This window comes from Fervidobacterium riparium (assembly GCF_025370035.1).
Lineage (GTDB): Bacteria > Thermotogota > Thermotogae > Thermotogales > Fervidobacteriaceae > Fervidobacterium > Fervidobacterium gondwanense.
The window spans coordinates 2227786-2254399 of the sequence record NZ_CP009277.1 but is presented as its reverse complement, the minus strand read 5'-3'; the positions used below and the strand labels follow the sequence as shown (position 1 = coordinate 2254399).

The following is a 26614-nucleotide window of genomic DNA, read 5'->3' as shown; positions in this document are numbered from 1 at the left end:
AGTTCGTCTGCGAATAAATCCCTCTAACGGAAAATAGAAACATTTTATGTTTAATTTTCTATTTGCAAAATATCAATACGGATAAGATGGAGCATATATAGTTAGCTGCGTTAAACAAAATCGTAATACATTGTCATATGGCATTTTCATTAGGAAGATATCATTCATATGTTAACATAAAATTTGTCTTGAATTTTAACACGCACCTGTGAGATAATACTCAATGCCCCATCCTTATACATTTTGATGAGTTAAATTTATGTAATCTTCGAGGTGTTTTTATGAACAAAGAAAAATTGCTCTCCTTGTTAAAAGAAAAAGTCAGCAGACAGCAATGGGAACACTGGTTTATTGATTTTTCTGTCAAAAGAATAGAAGAGAACCACGTTGTTTTTGAGGTGGGCAATCTCTTTATTAAAGGATATATCGAAAAAAAGTTCGATAAGATATTGAGAAAAGTTGTCGGTGAGGTACTTGGTCCCGGTGCAACGTATGAAATAGTTGACGCACCGATAAGCCTTTCTGACAACTCTGAGATTGTTTCTGACAACGTAGCACTTGTCAGAAAAAAACCAGTTTTGATAACACCGCTCAATCCAAAATACACTTTTGACAACTTTGTTGTCGATGAATTCAACCAATTTGCATATAATGTATTGCTCGAAGCTGCGAAAAAACCTGGGACTTACAACCCGATATTTATACATAGTGAGGCGGGGATGGGGAAGACACACCTTGTGCAGGCCTATGGCAATTACTTGCTTTCAAACAACCCTGATCTGAGATATGCATATCTCACAAGCGAAAGCTTTATGAACGAACTTGTGACAAAGCTGAAGACAGGAAACATGGAAGAATTTAGGGAGAGATATAGAAAAAAAATAGACGTACTTGTCATAGACGATATTCAGTTCCTTGCTGGAAAAAAAGGAGTTCAGATAGAACTCTTCCACACGTTTAATACTCTGTACGAATCAGGAAAACAGATTATAGTCTGCTCAGATAGATCTCCAAAAGAACTCAAAGAATTCCAAGACAGGGTTATCTCACGCTTCCAAATGGGAATAGTTGTTCAAATCAAGACCCCATCGCAAGAAGCCATGTACAAAATATCGAAGAAAATTGTTGATGAAGAAAAAGCTGATGTACCAGATGAGGTTCTTGAATACGTGGCAAGACATCTAAAAGGAAGCATAAGAATATTGAAAGGTGCCGTTGTCAAATTAATTGCTTACAAGAGCATGTATGGAGAGATTACAGTCTCAACGGCTAAATCTATACTTAAAGACGTACTTATCGAGGACACAAGGAGTACAGACCATGACATATTAGATGCTGCATCTAAAATATTCGGTGTAAGCAAGGAAGAGTTAGTTTCGAATTCAAGAGACAAGAAAACTGCAATGGCTAGACAGCTGTGCATGTACTTGATGGTGAGGAAATTCGGTATGTCGACTAGAAAAGTTGGTGAAATTTTCTCCAAGAGTCACCCTGCGGTTATAAGTGCTGTGAAAAATATCGAAGAGAAAATGCAAGAAGATAAAAGATTGATTGGCCACATGAAGTTAATCGAAATTGAACTCCAAAAGAAGGCGGGAAATGCATCTTCGTAAGCGTTTTCTTTATGTGTTTAATTTGTAGAGTAATGAGTACCATTTGCCAATAGAAAAAGTTGTGCTATAATACTTTTGATTTTGAAAAGGAGGTGCTAAAGCATGAAGGTTAGAGTTGATGAAGCAACATGCATTGGCTGTGGTGTTTGTGAGAATCTCTGTCCAGACGTGTTCAAACTTGGCGACGATATGAAAGCAAAAGTATTACAACCTGAGACAGACCTCGAATGCGCAAAAGATGCTGCGGACAGCTGTCCAACGGCAGCTATAATAATTGAAGAGTGAGTTTTAAACACAACGAAGACGGAAAATTAAAAGTTTGGGGGCACATGCCCCCATTATTTTTAGAGGAAATTGATTTTTTACTGTTTTTGAACTTATATTTGCAAAAAGCTCGATATTTCACCTATACATTACTACTCATTATAACAAATCACGTAAATAGTTAACTTGAAAAGAACATATGTGATATAATATAATCGTTGAGCTAACAGCCGAACAAAATATGAAATTTAATACATAGAAAAGGAAGGTGTAGGTAGTGAAAGAAGGATTTGAAAAGAGAGCTTGTAAAGGAGTCTCACTAAGATTTTCCTACGTTATTTTTGTGTCATTGCTGATACTTGTTTCACTCGCAAATCTCAACTTCGCACTTGATATTTCGAAGGCAGCAGAGATTTACAAGTCGTACCTTTCAGTTAGTTCTGATTATTACAAAGAAACCTCTTCTTTGGTGAATTTAGATCTACCTCTCTACAGGTTCTTCAAAATATATTTCGTAGGTTCCAAAGAAAAGACCGAAACAACGAAAAAGACAGGAGATTACTTGGAAGCTTTGAAACCATTCGAAAATGCATCTTCAGATGAGGAAAAGTTAGCAAAAGCGATGTTTCTTGCCTACTGGGAAGCAAAACTTAACAACAGAAAGTTTGATAGTGAATTGATAAAGAGTTCCCCAATTTTCAACGACTTCTTTAATGATTATCAATTCAGAATAGTTGGAGCTTTTGGAAATTACGCGCAGGATCTTTCAGCGTACTTGTTTGGTGCGGATATTAATTTAGAACATATTCCTGAGGAACTCCAAAAATTGAGAAAGAACGTAATCGGCGATTACGTTTATACTCCAGTCTACAATGGTGAAGAAGAGGAAGTTATAGCTTTACTTATCAAAGAACCAGAAGTAATTAAGAGCATTTCAGAGATAATAACCGAGGCTCAGCAAAATTCAGAACAGTTTGACCCGGAAACACTGATAATGCGAACACGTGGAACAATTTTTAGAAGCACATTTGGTTTGATAGCTGGTCTGAAAAATGAGATTGCGAAAGAATTTGTTCGCCTAACACCTGTCAAGGCTAATTATCTCTGGCTTAGATGGGTTGCATACATTATATTATTCTTGGTTTGGTACTTTGGATTCAAGAACGTAAAAATTCCTCTCTTATTAATGATTTCAGCTGAAACTGTATACATAGGAACGTTCTTCAGCATTCAGTCGACAGTCGATGGAATGATATATGGAATTGTACTTGCCATTGCCATATTTTTCTCTCTCTTCTATTTCTTAGTCAAGAAGGAATACGTATATTTTGTTTTTTCCCTCGCTCTTGGTGTTGTTCTTTTCATTCCATCGTTTGCAACAAGAGATTTATTGATGCAAGAACAATTTGAAAACTCGCCATTTTACCGAAGTTTAATTGAAGATATCTTCAAAGATGACCTTTCTGTTATAAAAATAAGACTCAAAGATTATAATACGATTGTAAACGAATCTGTATCGAAGTTCAGTACGCTGTTAAGCGATTTGGAAATAGACACTTTTGACCTCCCAGAAGAATTGTTCGTACCAGAGAATTTTGAAAAAAGGATTCAATATGCAAAAAGTATAGGAGCGGATGAAAAGGATCACAAAAAGGAAATCGAAGACTTCATATACTTCGAATCGAAGAGATTTTCCAAAGTGCAGAAACTTTTAAGAGCTTTCGAAAAAGATTTTGCAAAATTCGCATCAGTTGGCTCTGATGGTTTCAGAAATTACATCATAGATTTCATCGAGTCGAATTTCCAAAGTTCGCACGCAAAGATGTTGGTTGACACTGTTGCGAAAACAAAGAAGTCCTCGTACGTGCTGCTTCCTACTTACAAAGTCTTTTATGGCTTATCCGCTTCAATACTCTTGGCTTTGGCACTATTCTTAACAGCACTCAAAAGGGAGGAAGCTTTCGTACCACTTATAGGCTCTGTAGCAGTTTCTCTGCTAACGTTGTTAAAGACACAAACAGTATTTATCCAAGTTGGTGTACCATCGATAAGTATGTATGTTAATTGGTTAGTTCCATACATTCTTGCAGTGTCATTAGGTTTCGGTATTTACTGGCTGTACAAAAACCACATCCTAAGGAGGAGGGAGAGAGTATGAAGAAACTTTTGGTTTTCGCACTTTTGGCAGTTGTTCTGACACTTGGATTCTCATTCAAAGCTATTATGGTTACTGACACGGGCGGACTTGGCGACAAGTCTTTCAACGACGGCACGTGGGCCGGTATCGAAAGGGCAGCGAAAGAACTCAAGGTTGAATCAAAGGTTATCATGTCCCAAGAACAGTCAGACTACATACCAAACCTTACAAAAGCAGCGGAAGAAGTTATGAAAGAAAAAGATGGTGGTATAGTATTCGCAGTTGGATTCATGATGACAGATGCACTCATGAAAGTAGCACAACAGTATCCAACAGTATACTTTGCGGGAATCGATATAGCGTTTGATAAAGAACTTCCAAACGTTATCAACTTCCTCTTCAAAGAACAAGAATCAGCGTTCTTAGTTGGATACATAGCAGCTGCGATGACAAGAACAGGAAAAGTAGGTTTCATAGGCGGTATTGCTATTCCTCCAGTTGAAAGATTCAGATACGGTTACGAAGCAGGTATAAAGGCTTACACAGATCTCAAAGGAAAGAAAATAACTATTTTAAGAGGTTACACAAATGAATTCAGCGATCCAAAGAAGGGTAAAGACCTCGCTGTTTCACAATTCTCACAAGGTGCTGACATAATTTTTGCAGCAGCTGGAGCTTGCGGTAATGGTGTTATCGAAGCAGCAAAGGAAAGATCAGAAAAACTCGCAGGTAAAGGCTTAGAAAACATAAAGAAATATGCATTGGCAGGTAAATCTCTTTACTACGCAATCGGTGTTGACGTTGACCAAGACTACATGGCACCAGGAGTTGTTCTTACAAGCGCGATGAAGGGTGTTGACATGGCAGGATACTACGGTGTCAAGTGGGCATTCACAGGCCAGTTCAAAGGTGGAGTTAAGAATCTCGGCCTTAAGGAACAAGGCGTAAGGATGTCAGAAATGAAATACACAAAGGAAATTGTTGATAAACTTGCACCAAATGTATTAAAAGAACTCGATTACCTGAAGCAGCTCATTATAGAAGGTAAAGTAGTAGTTCCAGATTCAGAAGATGCGCTCAAGGCATTTACAGTAAAGGGCGTAAAGCTTCCAAAATAATCTTCGTGTTTTTAAAGCTTGACGAGTTTTGATCTTCCGGGGGCGGGATGCCCCCGTTTTGATAAGTCAGTTGCCAGATTGTAAGCTGGCTTGTCAAAGCGGAAAAGCGGATATGTTTATAACGATTTGGAGGTGGACGTATAGTGAACGAAGTTGTCGGAGAAGTCACGAAAGATGTTAGGCACCACGAAGAGTACGCTGTTGAAATGGTTGAGATAACGAAACGCTTCCCTGGTGTTTTGGCAAATGACAGGGTAACCGTTAGGATTAAGAAAGGCGAGATACACGCTATCGTCGGCGAAAACGGTGCAGGTAAAAGTACATTGATGAACCAGCTTTATGGGTTGTACCATCCAGATAGCGGAGAGATACGCATACACGGTCAGAAAAAGGTCTTCACTGGTCCACGTGACGCGATTAAGGCAGGAATCGGAATGGTACATCAGCACTTCATGCTTGTCAACACTCTAACTGTTGCAGAAAACGTTGTTTTGGGTAATGAACCGGTTAAAGGACTGAACTTTGACTTGAAAAAAGCTCGTCAAGAAGTCAAAGAATTGTCCGAAAAGTACGGCTTGTACGTCGATGTCGATGCCAAAATAGAAGATATACCAGTTGGAATGCAGCAGAGAGTTGAAATCATAAAAACGCTTTACAGAGGTGCGAATATAATAATTTTGGACGAACCAACAGCTGTTTTAACACCTCAAGAAGTTGAAGAACTCTTTGTCATAATGAGAAATCTGCAAAGCAGTGGAAAGACTATACTTTTCATTTCTCACAAATTAAACGAGGTTATGGAAATAAGTGATAGAATAACTGTTATGCGCGGTGGTCGAGTTACTGGTGAATTAATAACAAAAGAGACGAACGAAAGAGAAATTGCGCGTGCAATGGTTGGCCGAGATGTTGTTTTAAAACTTGACAAGGCGCCGCATAAGCCGAAAGACGTCGTGTTTGAAGTAAAAGATCTGTGGGTCAAAGATAACAGGCATCTGGATGCTGTAAGGGGTGTATCGTTCCAAGTCAGAAGAGGCGAGGTAGTTGGCATAGCGGGTGTTGCTGGAAATGGTCAGACCGAGCTGGTTGAAGCTATTACAGGGCTTCGTAAAGCAGAAAAAGGTCAGACAATTTTCGAAGGTATTGAAGTAACAAATAAACATCCGAAGATACTTAGAGAGATGGGAATGACACATATCGCTGAAGATAGATTGAAACACGCCTTAATTAAGCCTTTCCCAGCTTACTATAATGTTGTCCTCGGAAGACATTACAAAAGACCATTTGCTAATGGTGCTTTCTTGAATCATAAGGAAATTAAGAGATATACAGCAGAGCTGATGGAAGAGTTCGACGTTCGTCCGAGGATTATAGAGCACCTGGGCGGGAACTTTTCTGGAGGAAACCAACAGAAATTAGTTGTTGGAAGGGAAATAAAAGCGGGTCCAAAATTCATGGTCGTTGCTCAACCTACAAGAGGTTTGGATGTTGGAGCGATCGAATTTATACATAGGCAAATTTTAAGGATGCGTGAGCAAGACGTTGGCATACTGCTTATATCTATGGAACTTGAAGAGATATTCTCACTAAGTGATAGAATCCTTGTGATGTATGAAGGGCAGATTATGGGTGAAGTGAAACCAGAAGAAACAACGATAGAAGAGGTTGGTTTAATGATGGCTGGTAAGAAACTCGAAGAAATCAGAGGTGGTAAGAGATGAAGGAGCAAATGAAGAAATTGCTACAGAGTATCGCAGTGCCAGTAACAGCTGTTTTGATAGCATTGCTCATCTCTGCATTTGTTATTCTTGCAATTGGAAAGAACCCAATCCAAGCATACGGTGCACTTTTGCACGGTGCGTTTGGAAACCAGCAAGCTATAATAGATACCTTAATAAAAACAACACCATTGATCCTTACGGGTCTTGCTGTCGGTTTTGGATTTAGAGCGGGTGTCTTTAACATAGGTGCGGAAGGTCAGATGGCGATGGGCGCACTCATGGCTGCAACATTCGCAAGCAATTTTGGTGGACTACCACCAGCAGTTGCAATACCACTAACTATGCTGATAGGCATGGGCGCGGGCGCAGGTTGGGCTGCCATAGCGGGATACTTGAAAGCAAAAACGGGTGCGCATGAAGTTGTCACAACAATAATGCTCAACTGGACAACTACGTACATTGCTTCCTTCATGGTCACTGGTCCGCTTGCAACCGGTTCTGGAACACCCAAAAGCCCCGAGATATCGACTTCGGCGCAGTTGCCAATCTTGATGAGAGTTGGAGCGTTGGAACTCAGCGCAGGAATACTAATATCTATTGCAGCAGCTGTCTTCATGTATGTCTTTCTAAATAAAACAACGATTGGTTATGAAATAAAAGCCGTCGGTTTCAATCCTTACGCCGCTGAATACGGTGGAATAAGCATTGCAAAAAACGTAGTGCTTGCAATGGCGATAAGCGGAGCGTTAGCTGGTCTTGCTGGCGTTACTGAACTGATGGGCGTTCATCACAGGTTCCTCGGTGAATTGTCCGGTGGGAAAGGATTTGACGGTATCAGTATTGCGCTGATTGGTCAAAACAACCCAATTGGTATAATCTTTGCTGCGCTTTTGATTGGAGCACTGAGAACAGGTAGTAATGAGATGCAATTCATGGGTGTTTCTAAATATATAGTCATAATCGTCCAGGCTATCGTTATATTCCTTGTTGCAGCTGATAGAATAGTGAAAGCAATATATGCAAGAAAGAAGGTGAAAGCATGAGAACACTGACAGCGATACTTTCCATATTCATAAATCCACTTTTTTACAAAATTGCGCTCACTACTGCTACACCACTTATCTTCGCCTCACTCGGAGGAGTTTTCAGTGAAATAACCGGTGTTGTAAATATAGCACTTGAGGGAATAATTCTGATGGGGGCATTCACATCGGTTGTTTTTACATACCTTACGGGTAATGTATGGTTTGGTGTATTAATGGCAGTAGTAAGTGGTATCTTAATAGCTCTACTCCATGCGTGGGGTAGTATAAAGTGGGCTGGTAACCAAGTTGTCCTCGGCACGTCGATAATACTCCTTTCGCAAGGTTTGACAGGCTTCTTGATGGAGCCAATATTTGGACAACCGGGACAAACTGATTTTGTTGGAAAGATAGACGAACTGACAATACCCGGGCTTGTTAAAGTTCCATTCATAGGTGAGATAATAGGTGAAATTAGTCCATTCGTGTACATCGCTTTTGCATGTGTGTTCTTCGGCTGGTGGCTCATATACAAAACAAAACTTGGACTTAGAATGAGGTCAGTTGGTGAGAACCCGGAAGCGGCGGACACATTGGGTGTTAATGTTTACGCCATCAGATACTTTGGTGTTATAATGAGTGGTGTATTTGCATCTTTGGCTGGTGCATATCTAAGCGTTGGTGAAATTGGGCAGTTCAAAGAACTGATGTCAGGCGGAAGAGGATTCATCGGATTGGCTGCTATGATTATAGGAAAATGGAATCCTGTAGGTGCTATGTTTGCAAGCCTATTCTTCGGACTATTCGGCGCTTTATCGAACCAACTCCAGAGCTTGCAAGAAATAACTGTTGCATCTAACGTTAAATCGCTTTTCGACACGATTCCTTTCATACTAACTATCATCGTTGTCGCAGGATTTGTTGGCAAATCTAGAGCCCCGGCAGCTGATGGTGTACCGTACGAAAAATGATGTTAGTTCTCGAGGTGAGCCTTGGTGCTCAAGAAAACAAGTGTCAAAACTTCAAAACGTGTTGAGTTCATTGAGATAACAAATGAAGTGAGAAAATTTGTCAGTGAAAGTGGCATTCGGGAAGGTATAGTTGTAATTTATGTTCCGCACACTACGTGTGGTGTTACGGTGAACGAACATGCAGATCCTTCGGTTGTAGGTGATATGATTAGACATTTGGGAAAACTTATTCCAGAGGATGCAGGATACAGCCATTTAGAAGGGAATTCCGATGCTCACATCAAGACTTCAATCATTGGAAGCAGCTTAACTTTGATAATCAGCGGCGGAAATTTAGTATTGGGAACTTGGCAAGGTGTTTTTCTTTGCGAGTTCGATGGACCAAGGACAAGGGACGTATATATGAAAATCATAGCGGGATGAAAGAGTATGAATTTGTTCATCACAGGACTTCCGGGCAGTGGCAAGAGTACGATAGTAAAAATATTGAGAGATGATTTTGGCTACAACGTGATAGAGGTTGAAAAAATACTCGAAGTTGAAACGGGTAAAGATTTTTATACGCTATTGAGATTATATGGTATAAATCAAGTTTCGAAAATGGAACGAAGAATAATTGACAGATTTGCAAAAACTTGTGATAAAATACTTGTAGGCTGTGGAATGTTGCATGATGTGGAGTTTGAGGAATTTCTAAAAATCTACTTGAAAGTTCCGAAGGACAAGTTTATCCAAAGGATGAGGAAGTATATTAAGTTTCAGCATCTTGAAGAGCATTATTTGCAATTTCACCATTACTATAGCAAGAATTCAGAACTGGTAATATCCATTGAGCACAAAACAAAATACGAAATTGCGATGATTATAGCCGATTTTTTCAAGAAAAATATACTACATCATCAAAATACTTGATTTTTTCAGATGTTTTGTGGTATAATTCAAACAGATTAGTATTTAACACACTCTTGATTTTCTGATGCTGAAAGTGCTATTATATACTTGATTTTTACACCACCATGTGAAGGAGGGGGATTATATGAACAAAAAGACACTTGTTAACGCGGTAGCGGAAAAGACACAACTCAAGAAGAAAGACGTAAAACTTGTTATCGACACTCTCTTTGAGACCATTACAGCAGCTCTCGAAAAGGGAGAAAAAGTACAACTTGTAGACTTTGGTACATTTGAAGTCAAGAAGATGGAAGGAAGAACAGGCGTTAACCCAAGAACAAAAGCAAAGATTAAGATTCCTTCAAGAAAGGTTCCAAAATTCAGACCTGGAAAAGTTCTCAAGGCAAAGGTAAACAAATAAGAAGAGCAAACCGAAAATTAGGAACCGGGGCTCAAGGCCCCGGTTTTTGTTTTCTCTGTTGTCTTATTCCATTCTAAGTCTCAAAATTCAAATCATTTGCAAGTTCAACAAGCTTCTCGTACAGTTCCTCTGAGAATTTCCCTTTCTTAACATCTTCACCAATTACTCTTAAGACATCCGATAAAGTCCAAGCTTCTTTATAGGTTCTTTTTGTCGAGAGTGCGTCGAATACATCTGCAATTCCAATTATTCTTCCGAATAAAGAGATTTCGCCGTCTCTTTTTCCGTAAGGATACCCACTACCGTCCAATCTTTCATGATGTTCCAGGGCACCGTTCATTATATCTCTGTCGACGTATTTAATCTGAGAGAGAATCTCAGCACCGTATACTGTGTGATTCTTGATAGTTTGGTACTCCTCATCCGTTAATTTTCCAGGTTTTAGAAGTATGCTGTCTGGGATTCCAATTTTTCCAACATCATGCAAGATAGCTGAGAATTCAAGCTTTTCCAGGAGTTGTTGGCTCAAATTCATCTTTCTACCAAGTTCTACAGAATAACGGGCTACATTCCTTGAATGTTGATGGGTATAATTGTCCCTCTTATCTATTGCGGTTGCAATTGCTAAAAGCACTTTTTTAAATGCGTCTGAGAACTCTTCATACTGCCAAGTACTAAGTAATTTTCTACCGATCAGTTTTGCAAATAGTTCTACAATTTCAGCATCGTCTTTGTCAAATCCTCCTGATTTATTGAGTACTTCAATAACACCGATTTTCTCATTTTCGACCCAAATTGGTGAACCAACGATGTTTTCTGTTTTGAACTTAGCCGCTTTGTCAACACCTTTAAAATGGATTGGATTTTTCTCAAGATCGTTAAAAATCAAAACTTTTCCTTCCGTGAATATCTTACCAGCTATAGACTCCATAGGTACTGGGATACTTTCTATTTTTCCACTTGCCTTACCGACGGTTACCAGAAATCTGAGGTGGTCCTGCTCATACATCAATATCGATGCTGCGTCGGCATTAAGAATGTTGCAGATTTCACTCTGAATGTCCTTTAGTAGTTCATTCAGCCTCAGATTACTATTTAGCTTTGCTGCAATGTACACAACTTGGTCACGTAAATTTGCCGGATTCACGTATACACCTTGTTTTATAAGATTTGCAAGTTTTTTCAAGAACTTGTCAGAATAACCTTCAAGAACATAGAACTCTATGTTCTCAATGCTGAGCTTGATCTTTGAAGGTCTGCCGAACAAATTCCCTTCATACAAATATCCGCTCAGCCAAGTTGGTGATTCTACAATCCTTTTCTGAGAAATATTCAAACTTAGCACGCTCCTTTTAAATTACGACTGAACTACCAATTTAATTACCAGCTCGACTCACTTCCAATATAAACGCTTTGGATCCATTGAGTTCCATCCCAAGTGTACACCATGCCAGCGACAAGATTCTGTTCCATAACAGGATATGTAATTCTCAAGAAGCATATCGTATCGTTATCAAGAACTGTGTTGTTTGAAAATGGCGTTGAGTCGAAATAATAACCGTAGATGAACAATCCTGCTAATGCTCCTATCTGTGGTATAACCACTCTTATTTCTCCAAGAGCATTCATATCTCCTTCGAAGTTTCCGTACAGGTATAACCTACCGGTTGCTATATCGGTGTAAAGGCTGGTTCCGATCAAGAAACCGAATGAGATTTCTTCACTTTCAAGAGTAGGTAACTCATTCTTAAGCTTTTGAACGGTGTATATTCTTCCGAAATGGAAAGGTCTGAAGCCGTTCCATGTTCCAAACGCACCTGCTATTACATCAAAAACCGCGATTTTACCGCTCAAGCCTACGAATGCTCCTAAACCATACTTGGACATATCTTCTAAGAATTGCCCACCTACTTCAGCACCGAGATAGAAGTTGCTCATGAGAGGATAGCGTACGAAACCAGAAAGCGAGAGATTGACTGGTGTCGCATTTCCGAGAGTATTTGTTGTGGATACTTCCGTGTCATACAGAGCACCAATTCCGAGATCCATACCAGCAAAAACTGATTTCAGCTCGAATTCACCTGCAAAGACTGAGTCGGACTGAACAACTTCTGGGAACCAAATCTTTGTGATTTCATATGGTAAGTGGAGATACAATCGCACATTTCCAAAGCCGAGTCTCGTATCGATCGATTTAGCATATGGTTTGAAGTAATCCCTAACTGAAAATCCCATTCCTAAGGATATAGGCGGCATATTACCATACCTCAGATAGAAGTTTCCGAGGTTTAAGGCAACATGATTGATAGTAATCATGTTGATGATATTTGTGCTCGGCTCTGTGGAAGGAACACCGTAATACAACGTACCGCCAACTTCTGTCGCATAAGCTGTCAAGCCTACACCTAACGTAACAGGACCAATGGTAAATTCAGGCGAAATAGAGTACACGATATACTTTTGATTATCCTTCTGGGCTGTTTCAACGCCAAGTGGTGGTATGAATGCCTTTGGTTGGCTTGGTTGCTGAGGTGTTGGTTCTTGCTCAGGTTTTGGCTTTTCCGGTTCAGTTGGCTTCTCAGGTTCAACTTCTATCTCCTCGAACATCTTTTCTAAATCTGGCAATTTTTCTTTTAAAGGTTCAAACTCAGCAGCATCGAATAACTGTGATACATCTTCAACAAGTTCCATACCAAGTTCGTATGCTAAGGATTGACCTTCAAAGACAGGTATGACAAAATTCTCTCCAAAGAACGCAAACACTTCGCCTTCCCAAACCTTTACAACAGGTTTATCATCGAAACTCTCAACACCGAAAGTTGTACCGCGCACCCCAGCAGTAACGCTTCCCGCTCTGACCTCAAATGAAGAACCTGCAACCATCTTTTGAACAACGTTGTACGTGCCACCTTTTTGTATAACGATCGAAACAAGTATCTTTCCATCCTTGGATCTTCTCAGCTTTTCAAAAAGTACCTGCGTGTTTTCTGTGATCTTTGTCATTGAGCCGTCAGGGAATTTGACTATAATATATGATTTTTCAAGTGTTAAAACTTCGTCTCCTTCTTGAAGCAGCGTATCTTTCTTAATGGACTCCCATGCCTTCTTCCCGACTTTTTTAACGGCAACACTACCCCTGAATGAGTCGATAGATGCTTTCATCTCTTCTGAGAATTCGCTCTCGTCCTTTTCAGTGACTTTTATGACTATTTCTTGAGTGAAAACTTCTTTCTGAGGAGTTTCTGCTGTGAAAGTAACCTTTACTTCAGCCACTTTCTTTGGGGCCAGGAAGTTGAGCGTTATTTTTCCGTTAACTGCTAAGCCTTTTGTCAAGACTTCTGGCTTATCAAAACCACCTAGCGAAACTTTCGCTTTTAGGGAGAAACTGAGGGGTTTGTTGTCCTTATCTGTCAGCTCAATGCTGATAGGCAGCTTCCCACCCATAACGACACTCTCAGATGATGACACAACCTTAAATTCAGCAAAGGCGATAATTGTTACCATAACAAAAAGAGTTGTTAGCAACCGTAATAAACTTTTGAACATCATAACATCACCTCCAATAAGGTTATTGTCGCAATTATGGTAAATACATAATTAAGTAAGTTAAACATAGATCTCTTCTTGTATATCAAGAATCCGCATAGCAATGCATAGATTAAGAAAGACCATACAGAGATGAAATAAGTTATTGGTGCGACCATCCTCATGAAATATCCGATGTAGTCTCTCTTGTAAGTACCGTTTCTTGCTATCAGATGAGATAGAATTCCGATAAAATATGCATTGAAAATCATGATCGCACCTACAGTAACCACAGTGCGAGGTAAAAATGGGACTACTTTGTCGAAAAATGGGGCAACAGATAACAAAGATAATAAATGAAACAACTGGTCTATGAGGTAATACTTCCAAGAATTACAAAAGGCTGTTTTACAGTGAAACTTTATCAAATCGATAAGGAAATGTATTCCAGAAAGCATGGCAATAGCCAAAAAGTGTTTAATACCAAATCCTTCCCCAAAAACAAAGACTAATTGTGACAAAAAGAGCAGTCCAATATGTATCCCAAGCACTTTAATATCCTTTGACTTTTTGGCCGCTATATATCCTGTTTGAAGCACATAATCGCCAAAAAGATGTCCAAGAAAAAGATAAGGAAAAATGTCGATAACACTCAATCTGAATCACTCCTCAAATATTATCCTAAAGTATTCATCAGGGTACTTCCCTTTCATTTCTTCCTTATGCTTTCCTAACAACACAACATTCTCTGCGAAACCTACAATTAAAGCCAGTTTGGGTATTTCAGTCCCTCTTAATTTACTTAGCCCACTCCCATCTACGAAATCGTGATGGTATAAACAAGCTTCGATTATGAAATTCGGAGCGTCCATATCCTTCAGAATCTCATATCCGTACTGTACGTGTTTCAAAAACTCTTCGTAATCTCCGTCTCGCACAGCACCAGATTTTATCCTGTCAAAGAGTTCGTCTTTCAAGCCCACGAATCCTACATTGATAGTTCTAAGTGCAAGCTTCGCCTCTTCAAGGTTGACATTTTCAACAACAGATAACTTTGAAACTATTTCTTCCATAAGTTTTAAGTCACTTTCTTCCAACTTAACACGTTTGTTTAACGTAACAAACATAGTATCAAGTGCACTTCTCAAAAGGTTCTCCAACCTGTGACTTATAATCATCCCCTCAACAATTGAAACAAAAGAATCATAGAAAGCTAAGAATCCAAGCGCCTCTTCTAGAGAAAAATCTCCTTTTATTATTGTACTTCCGAGAGTACCGGAATTTTTACTTACTATCGGAACAACAAGTTGTTGCTTATTCATCCTGAACTCGTGCAATTCCTCATCGTATTCCATGGTTACGTTCTTATTGAATTTCTCCCTGAAAAAAGTACTTACCTTTATTGGAATTTCTTCAAGTGAAACAGCGGTCAGAAGATTATGCGTTAAGTCAAAAATACTCTCTGCTATCTTCAGTTCGTAAACAATAGCCATCTCATAAACATCATCTTGCGATGGTAACTGACCGTATATATAGAAATTTCCAGTAGAATCTACTTCACATATAGTACCGTCAAAATCTATAGAAATTCCTTTCAAGCTATCCTACCCCCATTCGAAATTTCAGACATCTTTATCTTCCGTCGATGCGGAGATCTTATCTTCGCTCTGAACAGTTGATTTTTCACCCAACAACTTATATAGCTTTAACTTATCGCTCTTTCCTTTCACAGAATATTCTCCAAGATACTCAAACTCAAATTCTTTTGACCTTTTCATTACCTCTTCTGACACTATAACTTCAGCGTCAAGTTCTCTTGTGAGATGCTCAATCCTTGAGGCAGTATTGACAGTATCGCCAATACAAGTGTAATCCATTCTAAATGGCGCACCTATATTTCCTACAATTGCTGGTCCGAAGTGAATTCCTATTCCACTGTCGAGGTTATAGCCATACTCCTTATTAAGTTCTTTGAGCCCTTTTCGCATATCTAATGCGCACCTTAACGCTCTCTCTATATCGTTTTCGTATGAAACAGGGGCACCGAAAATCGCCATTATCGCGTCTCCGATAAATTTATCGATCGTTCCGTCGTACTTATAACGTATAATTTCGCTCATCTTTGTAAGGTAAACATTTAAAAATGAAACAACCTCTTCAGGTGAAAGCTTTTCCGAACGGCTTGTGAACCCTTTAATATCAGAAAAAAGCACAACGACTTCTTTTGTCTCTCCACCAAGTTTTAGCTCGCCGGAGCTTAGTAGATTATCCGCCACCCTATCAGGCACGTATCTATAAAGGAATTCTCGCATCCTTCGTTTTTCAGCATTTTCAGCAAGGAAGTCTCCTAAGACTTTTGTTGAGCCAATGACAACTAATCCTAAAATAGGGTAGAATGTTGTCACATAAATGTGCCTTAAGAATAGCACGTACGATACTGTCAGATAAACGACTGGTAAGAACACCAAAATCGTGTTAAACACCTTGCTCCTATAGCGCATAAGCGGTGTAATTCCGACCATTATAATCACAACCAGCAATGCATTGTAAAAAGGTGTTAGGCTCTTAACAAAATCACCGCTTATCATATTTTCTATCGCTGTAGCGTGGACATAAACTCCAGCTTCTTCGCTTGAAAACGGTGTTATTCTTAGATCGTAAAGCCCCTTAGCTGTTGCGGTGTAACCTACAAGCACGACTTTGTCTTTGAAAGTTCCCTTTTCATATTTTCCATTTAAAGCATCGTAAAATGGTACTTCTTTAAAGATCTTTGGTCCTTTCCCGTAATACCATAAATGCATGTATCCTGAGTTATCAAACGGAATCTTTTGTGAATCCATTTCAATAACCTTCTTAGAAAAATCCAAAAGTAGATCACTTGGCGATATACCGAAATACAAAGCAGCGGCAATAACATTCATGTGTGGCAATATTCCGGAAGAAACGCCATTCTCGACTGCCCATTCTTCTATCACAAGCAAAGGAATTCTTCTCACAACACCATCCGCATCCAAGCTTCCAATTTCGTAAGTTGCGCTGTATGCTGAGACTGAAAAAGGTTCATATATAGGCCTAATCTTGTAAACTTTGAATGGTTTCAAAAGTGCGAGTTCTTTGAAATTTTTCATTTTGTATGCATAATCGAGGTACGATACGTTCTCCTCGATTATTTTCCTGAGATTTTCGTTATAAAGAAAGTAAGTCTGCTTTTCGTTAATCAGGTATGTTCCGAGCACAACATTTCCATACATCAAAAGAGTGCTTGCAAAATAGCTATCCCCTTCCTCTTCATTTGGTTCTGTGAACGATACGTCGAAGGCAACTACCTTCGCACCATCCTCGAAAACCTTCTCAAGGAGTCTTCCATAAACTTCCCGATTCCAGGGCCAAGTATCGCCTTCCACTTCCAACGTGCTCAAAGAATACTCATCTATACCAACTATAACAACATGCGGGTTGATTCTGATCTCACCGCGTAATTTATAAAAAATGTCCATAATCTTCAAATCGGGCACATTAGTAAACTCAAGCCTGAACATTATAGCCCAAACCATAAAGACTGTGAGAAATATGGTAAGGATATGAATCTTTTTCATCTTCGCCTCCAATATCTTTTATTATAGGCTTCAAAAGTTATGTTCCTATTCTACCACCAAAGTAAGAATAAAATTCCATAAATTTCAAAATGCTTGTTGATATTCAAAAAGTGCATTCAGTCGTGTATAATTATAATTAACAAATGTATTCTACGTATTTAGACTGCGTTTAATTTGAAAACGTTTAAAACTAAGCAAAGATACATACAAATAACAAGATGGGGGTGTTTTTGTGAAGTCATACACAGAATATCTCTGGTTCAACACATCCAAAAAGCGAGAACTCGTTCAAATCACCGATAAAATAGAAGAAATTGTCAAAAAAAGTGGCATCAAAGAAGGCTTTTGCCTCGTTTCAGCAATGCATATAACGGCGGGTATCATCGTTAACGACAACGAGTCAGGTCTACACCAAGACATATGGGAGTGGCTCGAAAAACTCGCACCAGCTGGAAATTACAGACATCATTGGACGGGGGAAACGAATGGAGATGCTCATTTAAAAAGAATCCTAACGCATCATCAGGTGCTCTTGCCTGTTACGGACGGAAAACTTGACCTCGGACCTTGGGAGGAGATATTCTACGCTGAGTACGATGGGCAGAGGAGAAAAAGGGTTGTGGTGAAGGTAATAGGTGAATGATAAGCGATTTAATTTGCTGGAGATGATTTTATGGAAAGAATTCTCAGAATAGTTCTTGATTCTATTATAGAGGGAATAATAATAGTTGACAAAGAAGCTCGTGTTGTATACGTCAACAAAAACGCACAGCGACTTCTCGGATTGCCTTCTGACATTGTTGGGAAAAAGGTGGATGAAGTAGTTAAAAACACAAGACTGCACATCGTTGTGCGCACGGGACTTCCAGAAATCGACCAAGTCCAGCACACGGAAAACGCTGTTATCATAACATCTCGCATTCCCATAAGAGACGAAAACGGCAATATAATAGGCGCGGTTGCTGTTTTCAGAGATATAACAAGCCTCAGGAAGCTTGCGGAAGAAATTACGAACCTAAAAGAGATAGAAGCACAACTCAAGGCGATAATAGATTCCACTAACGATGCGATAAGCGTAGCTGACGAAAACGGTATTGTGAGATTGGTCAACAAAGCCTACACAAAGATAACAGGGTATTCGCCTGAGGAAGTAGTTGGGAAACCCGCAACCGTTGACATAGCTGAAGGCGAGAGTATCCACATGCTTATTGCTAAAATCAGACAGCCTATCTATAATGCAAGGCTTAAAGTTGGACCTGCGAAAAAAGATGTGATCGTAAATGCAACGCCCCTCTTTGTTAAAGGTGTTTTCAAAGGAAGTGTTGCAGTTGTCCACGATGTCTCAGAGATACTGAAATTAAACAACGAGCTTGAAGAAGTCAAAAGACTAATAAGGCACATGCGAGCTCAATACACATTTGATGATATCATAGGCGAAAGCAGGCTAATACAAATAGCAAAAGAGCAAGCAAAAAAAGTAGCTCAGACTCCAGCAACAGTTTTACTGAGAGGAGAGAGCGGAACAGGAAAAGAGCTCTTCGCACACGCTATTCACAATTCAAGCCCAAGGAAGAACAAACCATTTGTCAGCGTCAACTGTGCCGCGATTCCTGAAACGATTTTGGAAGCAGAATTATTTGGCTACGAGGGTGGCTCATTCACCGGTGCACTCCAAGAAGGTAAAAGAGGGCTTGTTGAAGAAGCGGACGGTGGAACCCTGTTCCTCGACGAGGTTGGCAAACTGCCGTTGTCATTACAACCGAAATTACTAAGATTTATCGAAAGCAAAGAATTCGTACCTGTTGGTGGCAGGAGCGTAAAGAAAGTCGATGTGAGAATCATAGCGGCGACGAATTTAGACCTTGAAAAGATGATGAGAAACGGTGACTTCCTACCGGATCTCTACTTCAGGCTGAACGTATTCCCGATATACCTTCCGTCGCTGAAAGACAGAAAAGAAGACATACCAAAGATAGCGATTCACATAGTTAAAAAACTCAACCAGCAATACGGACGGATGGTGGAGGGCATAAGCCCTGCGGTAATAAAATACATCGTTTCAAAGCATTGGAGCGGGAATGTGCGGGAACTTGAAAACTTCATCGGGCGAGTCATGATAAACATGGGACCTGAAGAAAGATACATCGAGCCCAAGCACATTCCTGAGTTTTCTACTGAAAAGCCTGAAATTGGAGAGCCAGAGAATAGACAAGACAAGATTGGACCTCTCAAGGACATGGTTGAAGAATACGAAAGGCAGATAATCATAAATGCCCTCAAACAATCCGGCGGAGACAAAATGAAAGCAGCAAAGATGTTGGATATAAGCGTGAGGACGCTTTATTATAAGATGGAAAGATATGGAATAGAAGAATAACAAAAGACGGAGGTGTGAAGAAATTGTCTTCTCTTCTTCCAATGATCATTATATTCTCATACTCGCTTGTTCTGAACTCCATGGCACCGCTCTTGTCATCTTTCCGCGAGCTGTTCCACATATCAGTTGAGCTTTCCTCTCTCTTGCCGTTCTTTTCACTTACGGGAACGGTGCTTTCAAACATCTTCGTAGGTATTTATTTAAACAGACTGGGATTAAAGAGAGCCCTTATGACTGGATACTTACTCACAATCTTAGGCTCTTTGATCATTGCCTTTTCAGGCAGGCTTTTCTTATCGCTTGTTGGACTTTTCTTTTTTGGTCTCTCAACTGGTTTTGGATTCACAGCGTCGACAACATTACTTGTGCAGAGCAAAAAACCTAAATTTGGACTCTTTCACGGAGCGTATGGACTGGGTGGCATAATCGCACCGCTCTTGATAAAAGTCGTGCAGGGAAAATGGCAAGACTTTAGGTTTGTGTACTTGATTTACAGTGCACTCTTCTTATCCCTTTTAACATACACACTGTTGAAGATAGAAGAGCTCTCAGCGGAAAAGAAAAGAGAAAGTTTCTCGCTGTCTGAAATTCGGCAAGCATTTAAGATTGACTCGTTTAGGATATTCTTGTTGTTGCTGATACTCTATTCCTCGGCTGAAATCGGCGTCATCACCTGGGCAGGAACGATATCGAATTCAAAAGTTATAAGCACATACACTGCGTACATGATATTCTGGGCGTTATTTACACTTAGCAGGTTCCCGGTAGAATACTTAGAAAAGACATTCAGATACCTTTTAAGAACGAACACATTGTTATTAATCGTATCAACAGTTCTTTTATTTACAACAAAAAATCCCATTTACTTCATTATTTCGGGTTTCCTATTTGGTCCGCTCTTTCCTTACATACAAAAACATGCACTGAGAAACATTCATAATAACATAATCCCGCTCTTCAACGGTGCTACGTACGCGTTCACATCGCTTGGGGGAAACATCGCAAGTACGCTGATAGGTGTGCTGATTGGAAAGAGTTTTGTATTAGCACTTCTTGTGCCTGTTATAATAATAGGTCTAATTACAACTCTAAGTCTTAAAACCAAAGCAGTGAAATAAGAGTCCTAAAATTCGAAAATATTAAGGGGCAGGTTATTAAACCTGCCCCTTTGTTTTATATGGATAGTGTTACTATTTAACCTCTTCGAATTTTATAATCTGTGGAACTTTTGTAGCTGGGATATTTAGTTTAACAACGATTTCATTTGGTGAAATACCGAGCCCGGGTTTTCCAAGACCTTTACCAACTCCGACGAGATAATTTCCGGCGATTAATACTTGGTTCGGATTGAGCTCAGTAAAGAACGAACCGGCCAAAGGTTCCTTGAGCCATACTTGGAAACTTGGAGTATCTCCGTAGCCGACGGCATAGAAAACAACTTTACCATCTGCTGTTCTGTAAAGCCTTATGAACTTATCAGCTTTCTTCTCAAGGAAAATTGTGATGACATCTTTATCCAATTCTGGCGGTTCCATTGAGAAGACATCTCTTATTCCCTCGCCGAGTTTGACTTCTCTGATTGCTTCAATCTTTCCTTCCACATGAACACCGTTCTTATCAGCTTTCAACGGTAACCCATTTATCGTACCATCAACGAATAATTTATTTCCGTACGGATCGATGATGTTTACATTAGTACGGACCTTAGGACCATTAGCTCCTGGGTTGAATATTCCGCAACTTGAAACTATAAGAACAATAACTAATATAAAGGAAAGAAGGTAGAATTTTCTCATATCAATCACCTCCATTACTGGATCCTATCGGATTCTGGAACAACTGTGCCGAACATACTAACAAAGTACCACAAGTCATCGGTATCTACAAGGTTTGTTTCATCTGTAAGGTATCCAGCTGAGTAGCTTGTAAGTGGATATGGCGAATTGAAACCTTCGCGTGGCCCAATATTGTACTTAATATTCTCACCGCTTACTTCCGATCCTAAGACAGTTGCAAACATGTCCCAGTCATTAATATCAACAGCATAATTATTATCGAAATCACCCACCAAATACAGATACTTATTTGCACTGTAAACGATCTTAGCTCTCAAATACTGAGGATCGACTTGTTGACCAGAAACTTGCGCATAACCATACAGGTCAAAATACTCTTCATACTGTTCAGGATCAGTTCCCTGGAACATTGCTTGTTCTGGGAACATTAAATACAAAGCAATGGTTGCAACTCTTGTCACAACAGCTGGAGGATTTTCAAAGCTCCTCATGGCGATTTTCACTTCCGTAGACGAAGTTTTGGACAAGTTAGCAATTTTCAACACAGAATCGTCATACTCTTCAGAAACAACTCTGTCGATTGTTACACCATTCTTTGTCTTAATATTCATTAATTGAGCGAGCGAATTTGGTGCAACATCTAAGAACATATAAGCCATTGTCTTTCCGTATGCAAATTCTGGGACGACCAAAGTTAAAGTAGCGTTAAGTTGAGCGTAGTAAATCTCGATGTATGCAGGCCCACTCCTATATAGCGTTACACTATCTCTATCTTGATTAATTATTTCAGTGTAATTGTATTTACTACTTGCAGTTGGATTCCACTGATAAATCTTCCACTTGTATGCGAACCACGTTTCTCCACCTTGATTTGGCGAAGCATTAATCGTTGTTTGAGCCGAAGAAGGATTGTTTATGTATTGTTCATAGTCAAAGAACACGTCATTTTCTTCTGTGGCTTCGTCAGTTGCGTACTTATGATATATGTAGAAAGTATATGTGGCATTTGTGTATAACTTCACAGTTCTATTGCTGAATTTGAATGTCAACGTAGCTGGCTTATCATCTTCAGCACCTTCATAATTATCCGGTGGCATGACTTTCCAATACTTGAACGTGAATGTGGCATCCCTTGTTGGATAGCTGCCGCCTTTTGGAGTTACGTACCTTCCAAGAAGCAACTGAGCTTCTGTCGGTGTTGCAAACGTAACCCTGGCTTGTGATGTTGGTGTTGCTTCTAAGACGATACCTGAATTTGTAGAATTCGTTCGTAAGTTGACGTAAGTCGCGTCTTCTGTTCCATCGTTAAGCAATATCGTTGCATCATAAAGGATACCATAATTTGTAGTGCTCCCCAATAAAGTTTTACTAAGCTCTTGACCGTAATAACCATCAAGTGCAACAAGATAGATCTTTGTTTTGAAGAGCATTGCACTTTGATCAACGAATCCTGTGTGGTAAGGGTTCTGCCCATACACTGGCCAAGAACCATAAGGTCCTGAGCCGTTGAATTTCCAAGCGTAGACTGCTCCATCGTTTGCAGGAACTGCAAAATAATAGTCATTCGTCAATGCACCGGTAGGTGCGACGTTTACCGCTCCACTTATAGGAATTGAAGCATTTGTAGTGTAATCCCAAACTTTTTCAAAATTTCCCGTTGTTGAATTGTACGATAGTATTGTAATTTTACCAGCGTTTAGGCTTTGGTGAGAAGATGGAACTATAAGATAAGTCACACCATCGTTCCCTCTTATAATAGCCGGGGTAGATGTTATTCTTTGTCCAACAGTATACTCTCCCATTTTAGCCAGCGAAGAATTCAAGGCAACAACCTTCCCGTCATCTCCAAAAATGAATATGTTTCCTTCACCATCGATAAGTGGACCTGATGAGTTCGAGTAGGAGAGGAACCCACTTGCATGTTCCTCTTCACCAGTCGAAGGATCTATCTTGAATAAAGTACCGTCTGACCTCAGTGCATACAAGTAACCGCTTTCATCCATAGCCATCGGAACTGTGAATTCTTTACCTGATCCTCCATAATTTTCAAGTGGTGCGGATGACAAAGTAAAACTACCATCGACGATGTTCTGTGCTTCATATAGTTTTCCGCTCTGGGTCATTATATAGAAGTAGCTTTTATCAAAATTCAAAATTGGAGGTGCCTTAATTGGTAAAGCGATGTAAGCACTATTAACTAATGAAATGCTAGACCCATCAAAGACAAATTTATAAATCTTTCCAGTCATATCTGCAGTTATAATTTCGATTTCGCCAGAGCTGTTTACGTAAGCCACGACTCCATACGCGGCCCCGTCTAAATCTTCTTCTTCTATATTACCACCGGTTGCCAATTCATGAACTATTATCTTGTTATTCGCGGCTTGAGCAGAGACGTAAACCAAATATTTGTCAGAGCCAAGTTCAATGTACGTCGGTGGTGCAACAACATTGAATGCTCCGCTAACTTGGCCGTAGTTTATTAATCCTCCCTGAATTGTTAGTTCATACGCAGCTCCATCTTTTGAGAGGAATATTATGTTCCCTTGAGACTTTGTGATTACTGCGGGTCCAAATTTGTTAGGTACTTGTCGGCTGTAAGTTCCACCATTCCACAGGCCCTGCAGTGTTAAACCAGCAAATGCTGAGGATGCGATTAAAAGCAAGACAAAAAAGCTTAAAATTATATGGCTTGATTTCCTTGAATAATATGTTTTCATACTCTCCCCTCCTTAACTATCCGTTTTAGCCAGTCATAAGACTATACAGGTCAATTTTTCAAAACACCGCACTGCCGCAAATTCATGTCATGACCTCAACCTCAAAGGAAAATACACTTTCTGGAATTCAACGATACTTTTTATCCCTCCTTTCGGTCTTTTTTCTCTTTTAAAAAGCTTATTGAGATTTCACTCCTGGGACAAACACTGAAAGAATCCTTTTGAAAAATTGGAATTAGTCAATATTTATACATATCTATATTTAGACATTCGGTAAAATGTTTTCGTTCATTATCACCTTTTCACACCAACAAGTTAGATACAGTTCTAATTCAGTTCTACAAGTATGGTGTTGTCCTTATATCCTTACAAGAAGTTTATCTATCTTTTTCATATATTTTTATCGGAAGAAATTGCACATCCTTTAGCTGAATCTTATTGCACATAAAGCAGGAATTGTCCAATATCTCTCATCAAGTTACCGCTCAAGTCCTGAACGTTTATAACCGTGACGTAATAATAACCAAGAGACATAAACGTAGAAACTGAGAACGTTACAGTCTTACCATCAGAGGAAATATCCTCTGGCTCCATCTGAAGGTCACGATAAAAACCTGAGAATTCGTTTTCTTTTATAAGTAGCCTTGGAAGAACTGTGGTACTCACACCTCCAGGGTCATACACTTTTATTTTGAAGTTCACAAGCCCGGGGAATATGTAATTAGAACCAGTCCTTTTCAACTCGATATCATTTGCAAATAGTCCTATAAATTTCGGACCATTCCTATCTGGCACACTCACAACCGTCTCTGCAATTCCAGCCCTTCTATCAGCAGATTCTGCATATACAGTTATCGTGTGAGGTCCCTCCTCGACGTCCCACAGTGCGTATGTTATAGCTGGTGAACCTTCGGTTCCAGAGTTTGTTCTTATCGCCTTACCATCCACAAAGAAGACTACCTTTGTGTAAGTCACATTCTTTTCTTGAGGCACCATGGCTATAACCGCTGTGCTACCTGCGGTCGGGTTTGCAGGACTGATTTCAACTTCAAAGCTCAGCGCAGCTGAACCTACCAAAATCGTCTTTGCAAAGTGCGCCATATTTCCCTCTTTGTCGTACGCAACGATATTTAGCGTGTGTGTTCCGAGCTCTCTCTTACCGATAAGTACTGCTTTCTCAAATGTCTTCCCGTTTATGCTTTCGTCGATAATTTTCTGTCCGTCGAACTCCACGGTATACCTTGATAGTTCTTCGTTATCAAACAGCTTTACTGTGAAAGATATATCGCCATTCTCTGGGTAAAATGTTTTTGTATAAACGTTTATCGTTGGAGCTGCTCTGTCTATCTGCCTTACGTTGAACACAAGCTTTGTCGCATCTTCTGAATCGTACGCTCTTGATTTGACGAACAGTTCGACATCTCCAGAAGCATTCAGCTGTGGTAATCGCATGTAAACGTATCCCGGTTTCGAGGTTGTAGTGTAACTCAGCCAAGTTGATGACGGTGTCTTTCCCGACAGAGAGAGGTCAACAACAGGGTTTTCACTTTTCAGTTTTAACTGCAGTAATACCTCATCTCCCACGTACGGTTTTTCAGGGATCATCTTGATATCTTCAATATATGGCGGTATCACGTCAAAGACGGTTATTGTGCCTTCCTTTGTATACCATTTCCCTTCTGTTAGTGAGTATCCCGATACCGTTACCTTGTAAAATCCACCTTTTTCCGGTTTCCATGTATCCACATATGGATATTTTGTCAGAACCTTTACCTTTTCGAATGATTCATTTTTAATCCTTATCCGTATGTTTGAAAGCCCGGGTTCAAGCGGGTCAACACGGATTCCGATGTCTTGATTTACTTTTGAAACATTCGGATATGAGACCACGAACTTGTCAGTATCCGTGCTTGTAGTTGTTGAACATGAAGTAAAGAAGAAAATGGTCAATATAACAAGCAAAAAACTAACAAGTCTTGTTATCCTTGCTTTCCTACGGAACTTATACATAACAAAGCACCTCCTAAGTGCAATTTTGATTTTAGAAAGCCACCAATGAATAATTCTACAGCCTGCTTCGATTTTCCTTATTTTAAGAGCATTCAGTATTACTCTTCACTGCTCTTTGATTTCTTGGGCAAGTTTTTTCTAACGACATTTAGTATTATCGACTTATGACCAACATAGTTAACTATCTTGATTTTTCTATAGGTTATGGTATAATCTCATTGCAGTTTGGTCTGTTGTGTTCTTTTGTGGGGCCGTAGCTCAGGTGGGAGAGCGCTACCATGGCACGGTAGAGGTCGTGGGTTCAAATCCCATCGGCTCCACCAAATTTCAATAGATCGTGAAAAAGCCCTGAATTCTTCTCAGGGCTTTTTGTTTATTAATTTGTCGATTAGAAGCAAGATTAAATGTGACCTCTTAGATTTGTGATATAAT

Annotated in this window: 21 protein-coding genes and 1 tRNA gene; 14 read left to right on the top strand and 8 right to left on the bottom strand. The window is 39.7% G+C overall.

Annotation, left to right across the window (positions count from 1 at the left end; genetic code table 11):
• Nucleotides 1–281: 281 nt before the first annotated feature.
• From dnaA to IB67_RS10645, 10 genes are all read left to right on the top strand, one after another.
• Entirely contained in the window at nt 282–1613 is a 1332-nt protein-coding gene (gene dnaA, locus IB67_RS10690; protein ID WP_339745227.1) for a chromosomal replication initiator protein DnaA, read from the top strand.
• A 102-nt stretch (nt 1614–1715) separates the two neighbouring features.
• A complete protein-coding gene (locus IB67_RS10685) occupies nt 1716–1898 on the top strand; it encodes a ferredoxin (RefSeq protein ID WP_072757425.1) in 183 nt (60 codons plus the stop codon).
• A 256-nt stretch (nt 1899–2154) separates the two neighbouring features.
• On the top strand, nt 2155–4035 hold the full coding sequence (locus IB67_RS10680; RefSeq protein ID WP_072757423.1) for a hypothetical protein: 1881 nt from the start codon (nt 2155–2157) through the stop codon (nt 4033–4035).
• Nucleotides 4032–5132 carry a BMP family lipoprotein gene (locus tag IB67_RS10675; protein WP_072757421.1) on the top strand — a complete coding sequence of 367 codons (1101 nt, stop codon included), beginning with the start codon at nt 4032–4034 and terminating at the stop codon, nt 5130–5132. The genes IB67_RS10680 and IB67_RS10675 overlap by 4 nt, the downstream gene beginning before the upstream one ends.
• Before the next feature lie 206 nt (nt 5133–5338).
• Nucleotides 5339–6853: an ABC transporter ATP-binding protein gene (locus tag IB67_RS10670; RefSeq protein ID WP_072757863.1), complete on the top strand. Its 1515-nt coding sequence runs from the start codon at nt 5339–5341 to the stop codon at nt 6851–6853.
• Nucleotides 6854–6861: 8 nt separating this feature from the next.
• Nucleotides 6862–7896, top strand: a complete 1035-nt coding sequence (locus tag IB67_RS10665; RefSeq protein WP_072757861.1) for an ABC transporter permease — start codon at nt 6862–6864, stop codon at nt 7894–7896.
• A complete protein-coding gene (locus IB67_RS10660) occupies nt 7893–8846 on the top strand; it encodes an ABC transporter permease (RefSeq protein ID WP_072757419.1) in 954 nt (317 codons plus the stop codon). Before IB67_RS10665 ends, IB67_RS10660 begins: the two co-directional genes overlap by 4 nt.
• Nucleotides 8847–8870: 24 nt before the next feature.
• Nucleotides 8871–9269, top strand: a complete 399-nt coding sequence (locus IB67_RS10655; protein ID WP_072757417.1) for a secondary thiamine-phosphate synthase enzyme YjbQ — start codon at nt 8871–8873, stop codon at nt 9267–9269.
• 6 nt (nt 9270–9275) lie between these two features.
• The gene (locus tag IB67_RS10650; RefSeq protein WP_072757415.1) at nt 9276–9758 is read left to right on the top strand and encodes a shikimate kinase; all 483 of its coding nucleotides are present in this window, start codon (nt 9276–9278) and stop codon (nt 9756–9758) included.
• Between the two features lie 106 nt (nt 9759–9864).
• Nucleotides 9865–10158 carry an HU family DNA-binding protein gene (locus IB67_RS10645; protein ID WP_281246558.1) on the top strand — a complete coding sequence of 98 codons (294 nt, stop codon included), beginning with the start codon at nt 9865–9867 and terminating at the stop codon, nt 10156–10158.
• Nucleotides 10159–10231: 73 nt separating this feature from the next.
• Here IB67_RS10645 and IB67_RS10640 read toward each other — a convergent pair whose 3' ends face one another.
• The 5 genes from IB67_RS10640 to IB67_RS10620 are packed head-to-tail and all read right to left on the bottom strand — an operon-like array spanning nt 10232 to nt 17279.
• Nucleotides 10232–11494 (bottom strand): HD domain-containing phosphohydrolase, encoded by a 1263-nt coding sequence (locus tag IB67_RS10640; protein WP_498875319.1) that lies wholly within the window; start codon nt 11492–11494, stop codon nt 10232–10234.
• Between the two features lie 44 nt (nt 11495–11538).
• Nucleotides 11539–13707, bottom strand: a complete 2169-nt coding sequence (locus IB67_RS10635; RefSeq protein ID WP_245789419.1) for a FecR family protein — start codon at nt 13705–13707, stop codon at nt 11539–11541.
• Nucleotides 13704–14339, bottom strand: a complete 636-nt coding sequence (locus IB67_RS10630; RefSeq protein ID WP_084634288.1) for a DUF3307 domain-containing protein — start codon at nt 14337–14339, stop codon at nt 13704–13706. The genes IB67_RS10635 and IB67_RS10630 overlap by 4 nt, the downstream gene beginning before the upstream one ends.
• A gap of 6 nt (nt 14340–14345) precedes the next feature.
• On the bottom strand, nt 14346–15281 hold the full coding sequence (locus IB67_RS10625; RefSeq protein WP_084634287.1) for an HD domain-containing phosphohydrolase: 936 nt from the start codon (nt 15279–15281) through the stop codon (nt 14346–14348).
• A 24-nt stretch (nt 15282–15305) separates the two neighbouring features.
• A complete protein-coding gene (locus IB67_RS10620) occupies nt 15306–17279 on the bottom strand; it encodes a CHASE2 domain-containing protein (RefSeq protein ID WP_072757409.1) in 1974 nt (657 codons plus the stop codon).
• A 232-nt stretch (nt 17280–17511) separates the two neighbouring features.
• Here IB67_RS10620 and IB67_RS10615 point away from each other — a divergent pair, with 232 nt between their 5' ends.
• Genes IB67_RS10615 through IB67_RS10605 form a run of 3 tightly spaced genes read left to right on the top strand, consistent with a single transcriptional unit; the run spans nt 17512 to nt 20774 of the window.
• Nucleotides 17512–17922 (top strand): secondary thiamine-phosphate synthase enzyme YjbQ, encoded by a 411-nt coding sequence (locus tag IB67_RS10615; RefSeq protein WP_072757407.1) that lies wholly within the window; start codon nt 17512–17514, stop codon nt 17920–17922.
• Between the two features lie 30 nt (nt 17923–17952).
• On the top strand, nt 17953–19656 hold the full coding sequence (locus IB67_RS10610) for a sigma-54 interaction domain-containing protein (protein ID WP_072757405.1): 1704 nt from the start codon (nt 17953–17955) through the stop codon (nt 19654–19656).
• Between the two features lie 23 nt (nt 19657–19679).
• Entirely contained in the window at nt 19680–20774 is a 1095-nt protein-coding gene (locus IB67_RS10605) for an MFS transporter (protein WP_072757403.1), read from the top strand.
• Between the two features lie 72 nt (nt 20775–20846).
• On the opposite strand, the gene IB67_RS10600 is transcribed toward IB67_RS10605, so the two are convergent.
• From IB67_RS10600 to IB67_RS10590, 3 genes are all read right to left on the bottom strand, one after another.
• A complete protein-coding gene (locus IB67_RS10600; protein WP_072757401.1) occupies nt 20847–21452 on the bottom strand; it encodes a hypothetical protein in 606 nt (201 codons plus the stop codon).
• 14 nt (nt 21453–21466) lie between these two features.
• On the bottom strand, nt 21467–24172 hold the full coding sequence (locus IB67_RS10595; RefSeq protein ID WP_498875318.1) for a PQQ-binding-like beta-propeller repeat protein: 2706 nt from the start codon (nt 24170–24172) through the stop codon (nt 21467–21469).
• 435 nt (nt 24173–24607) lie between these two features.
• The gene (locus IB67_RS10590; protein ID WP_072757398.1) at nt 24608–26182 is read right to left on the bottom strand and encodes a hypothetical protein; all 1575 of its coding nucleotides are present in this window, start codon (nt 26180–26182) and stop codon (nt 24608–24610) included.
• 247 nt (nt 26183–26429) lie between these two features.
• On the opposite strand from IB67_RS10590, the gene IB67_RS10585 reads away from it, so the two are divergent.
• A tRNA-Ala gene (locus tag IB67_RS10585) sits at nt 26430–26505 on the top strand.
• Nucleotides 26506–26614 lie beyond the last annotated feature (109 nt).

Excerpts from the sequence above, each read along its gene's own strand:
- dnaA (WP_339745227.1), top strand. The coding sequence starts at position 282 with ATGAACAAAGAAAAATTGCTCTCCTTGTTAAAAGAAAAAGTCAGCAGA.
- IB67_RS10685 (WP_072757425.1), top strand. The coding sequence starts at position 1,716 with ATGAAGGTTAGAGTTGATGAAGCAACATGCATTGGCTGTGGTGTTTGT.
- IB67_RS10675 (WP_072757421.1), top strand. The coding sequence starts at position 4,032 with ATGAAGAAACTTTTGGTTTTCGCACTTTTGGCAGTTGTTCTGACACTT.
- IB67_RS10670 (WP_072757863.1), top strand. The coding sequence starts at position 5,339 with ATGGTTGAGATAACGAAACGCTTCCCTGGTGTTTTGGCAAATGACAGG.
- IB67_RS10665 (WP_072757861.1), top strand. The coding sequence starts at position 6,862 with ATGAAGAAATTGCTACAGAGTATCGCAGTGCCAGTAACAGCTGTTTTG.
- IB67_RS10660 (WP_072757419.1), top strand. The coding sequence starts at position 7,893 with ATGAGAACACTGACAGCGATACTTTCCATATTCATAAATCCACTTTTT.
- IB67_RS10650 (WP_072757415.1), top strand. The coding sequence starts at position 9,276 with ATGAATTTGTTCATCACAGGACTTCCGGGCAGTGGCAAGAGTACGATA.
- IB67_RS10635 (WP_245789419.1), bottom strand. The coding sequence starts at position 13,707 with ATGATGTTCAAAAGTTTATTACGGTTGCTAACAACTCTTTTTGTTATG.
- IB67_RS10620 (WP_072757409.1), bottom strand. The coding sequence starts at position 17,279 with ATGAAAAAGATTCATATCCTTACCATATTTCTCACAGTCTTTATGGTT.
- IB67_RS10610 (WP_072757405.1), top strand. The coding sequence starts at position 17,953 with ATGGAAAGAATTCTCAGAATAGTTCTTGATTCTATTATAGAGGGAATA.
- IB67_RS10600 (WP_072757401.1), bottom strand. The coding sequence starts at position 21,452 with ATGAGAAAATTCTACCTTCTTTCCTTTATATTAGTTATTGTTCTTATA.
- IB67_RS10595 (WP_498875318.1), bottom strand. The coding sequence starts at position 24,172 with ATGAAAACATATTATTCAAGGAAATCAAGCCATATAATTTTAAGCTTT.
- IB67_RS10590 (WP_072757398.1), bottom strand. The coding sequence starts at position 26,182 with ATGTATAAGTTCCGTAGGAAAGCAAGGATAACAAGACTTGTTAGTTTT.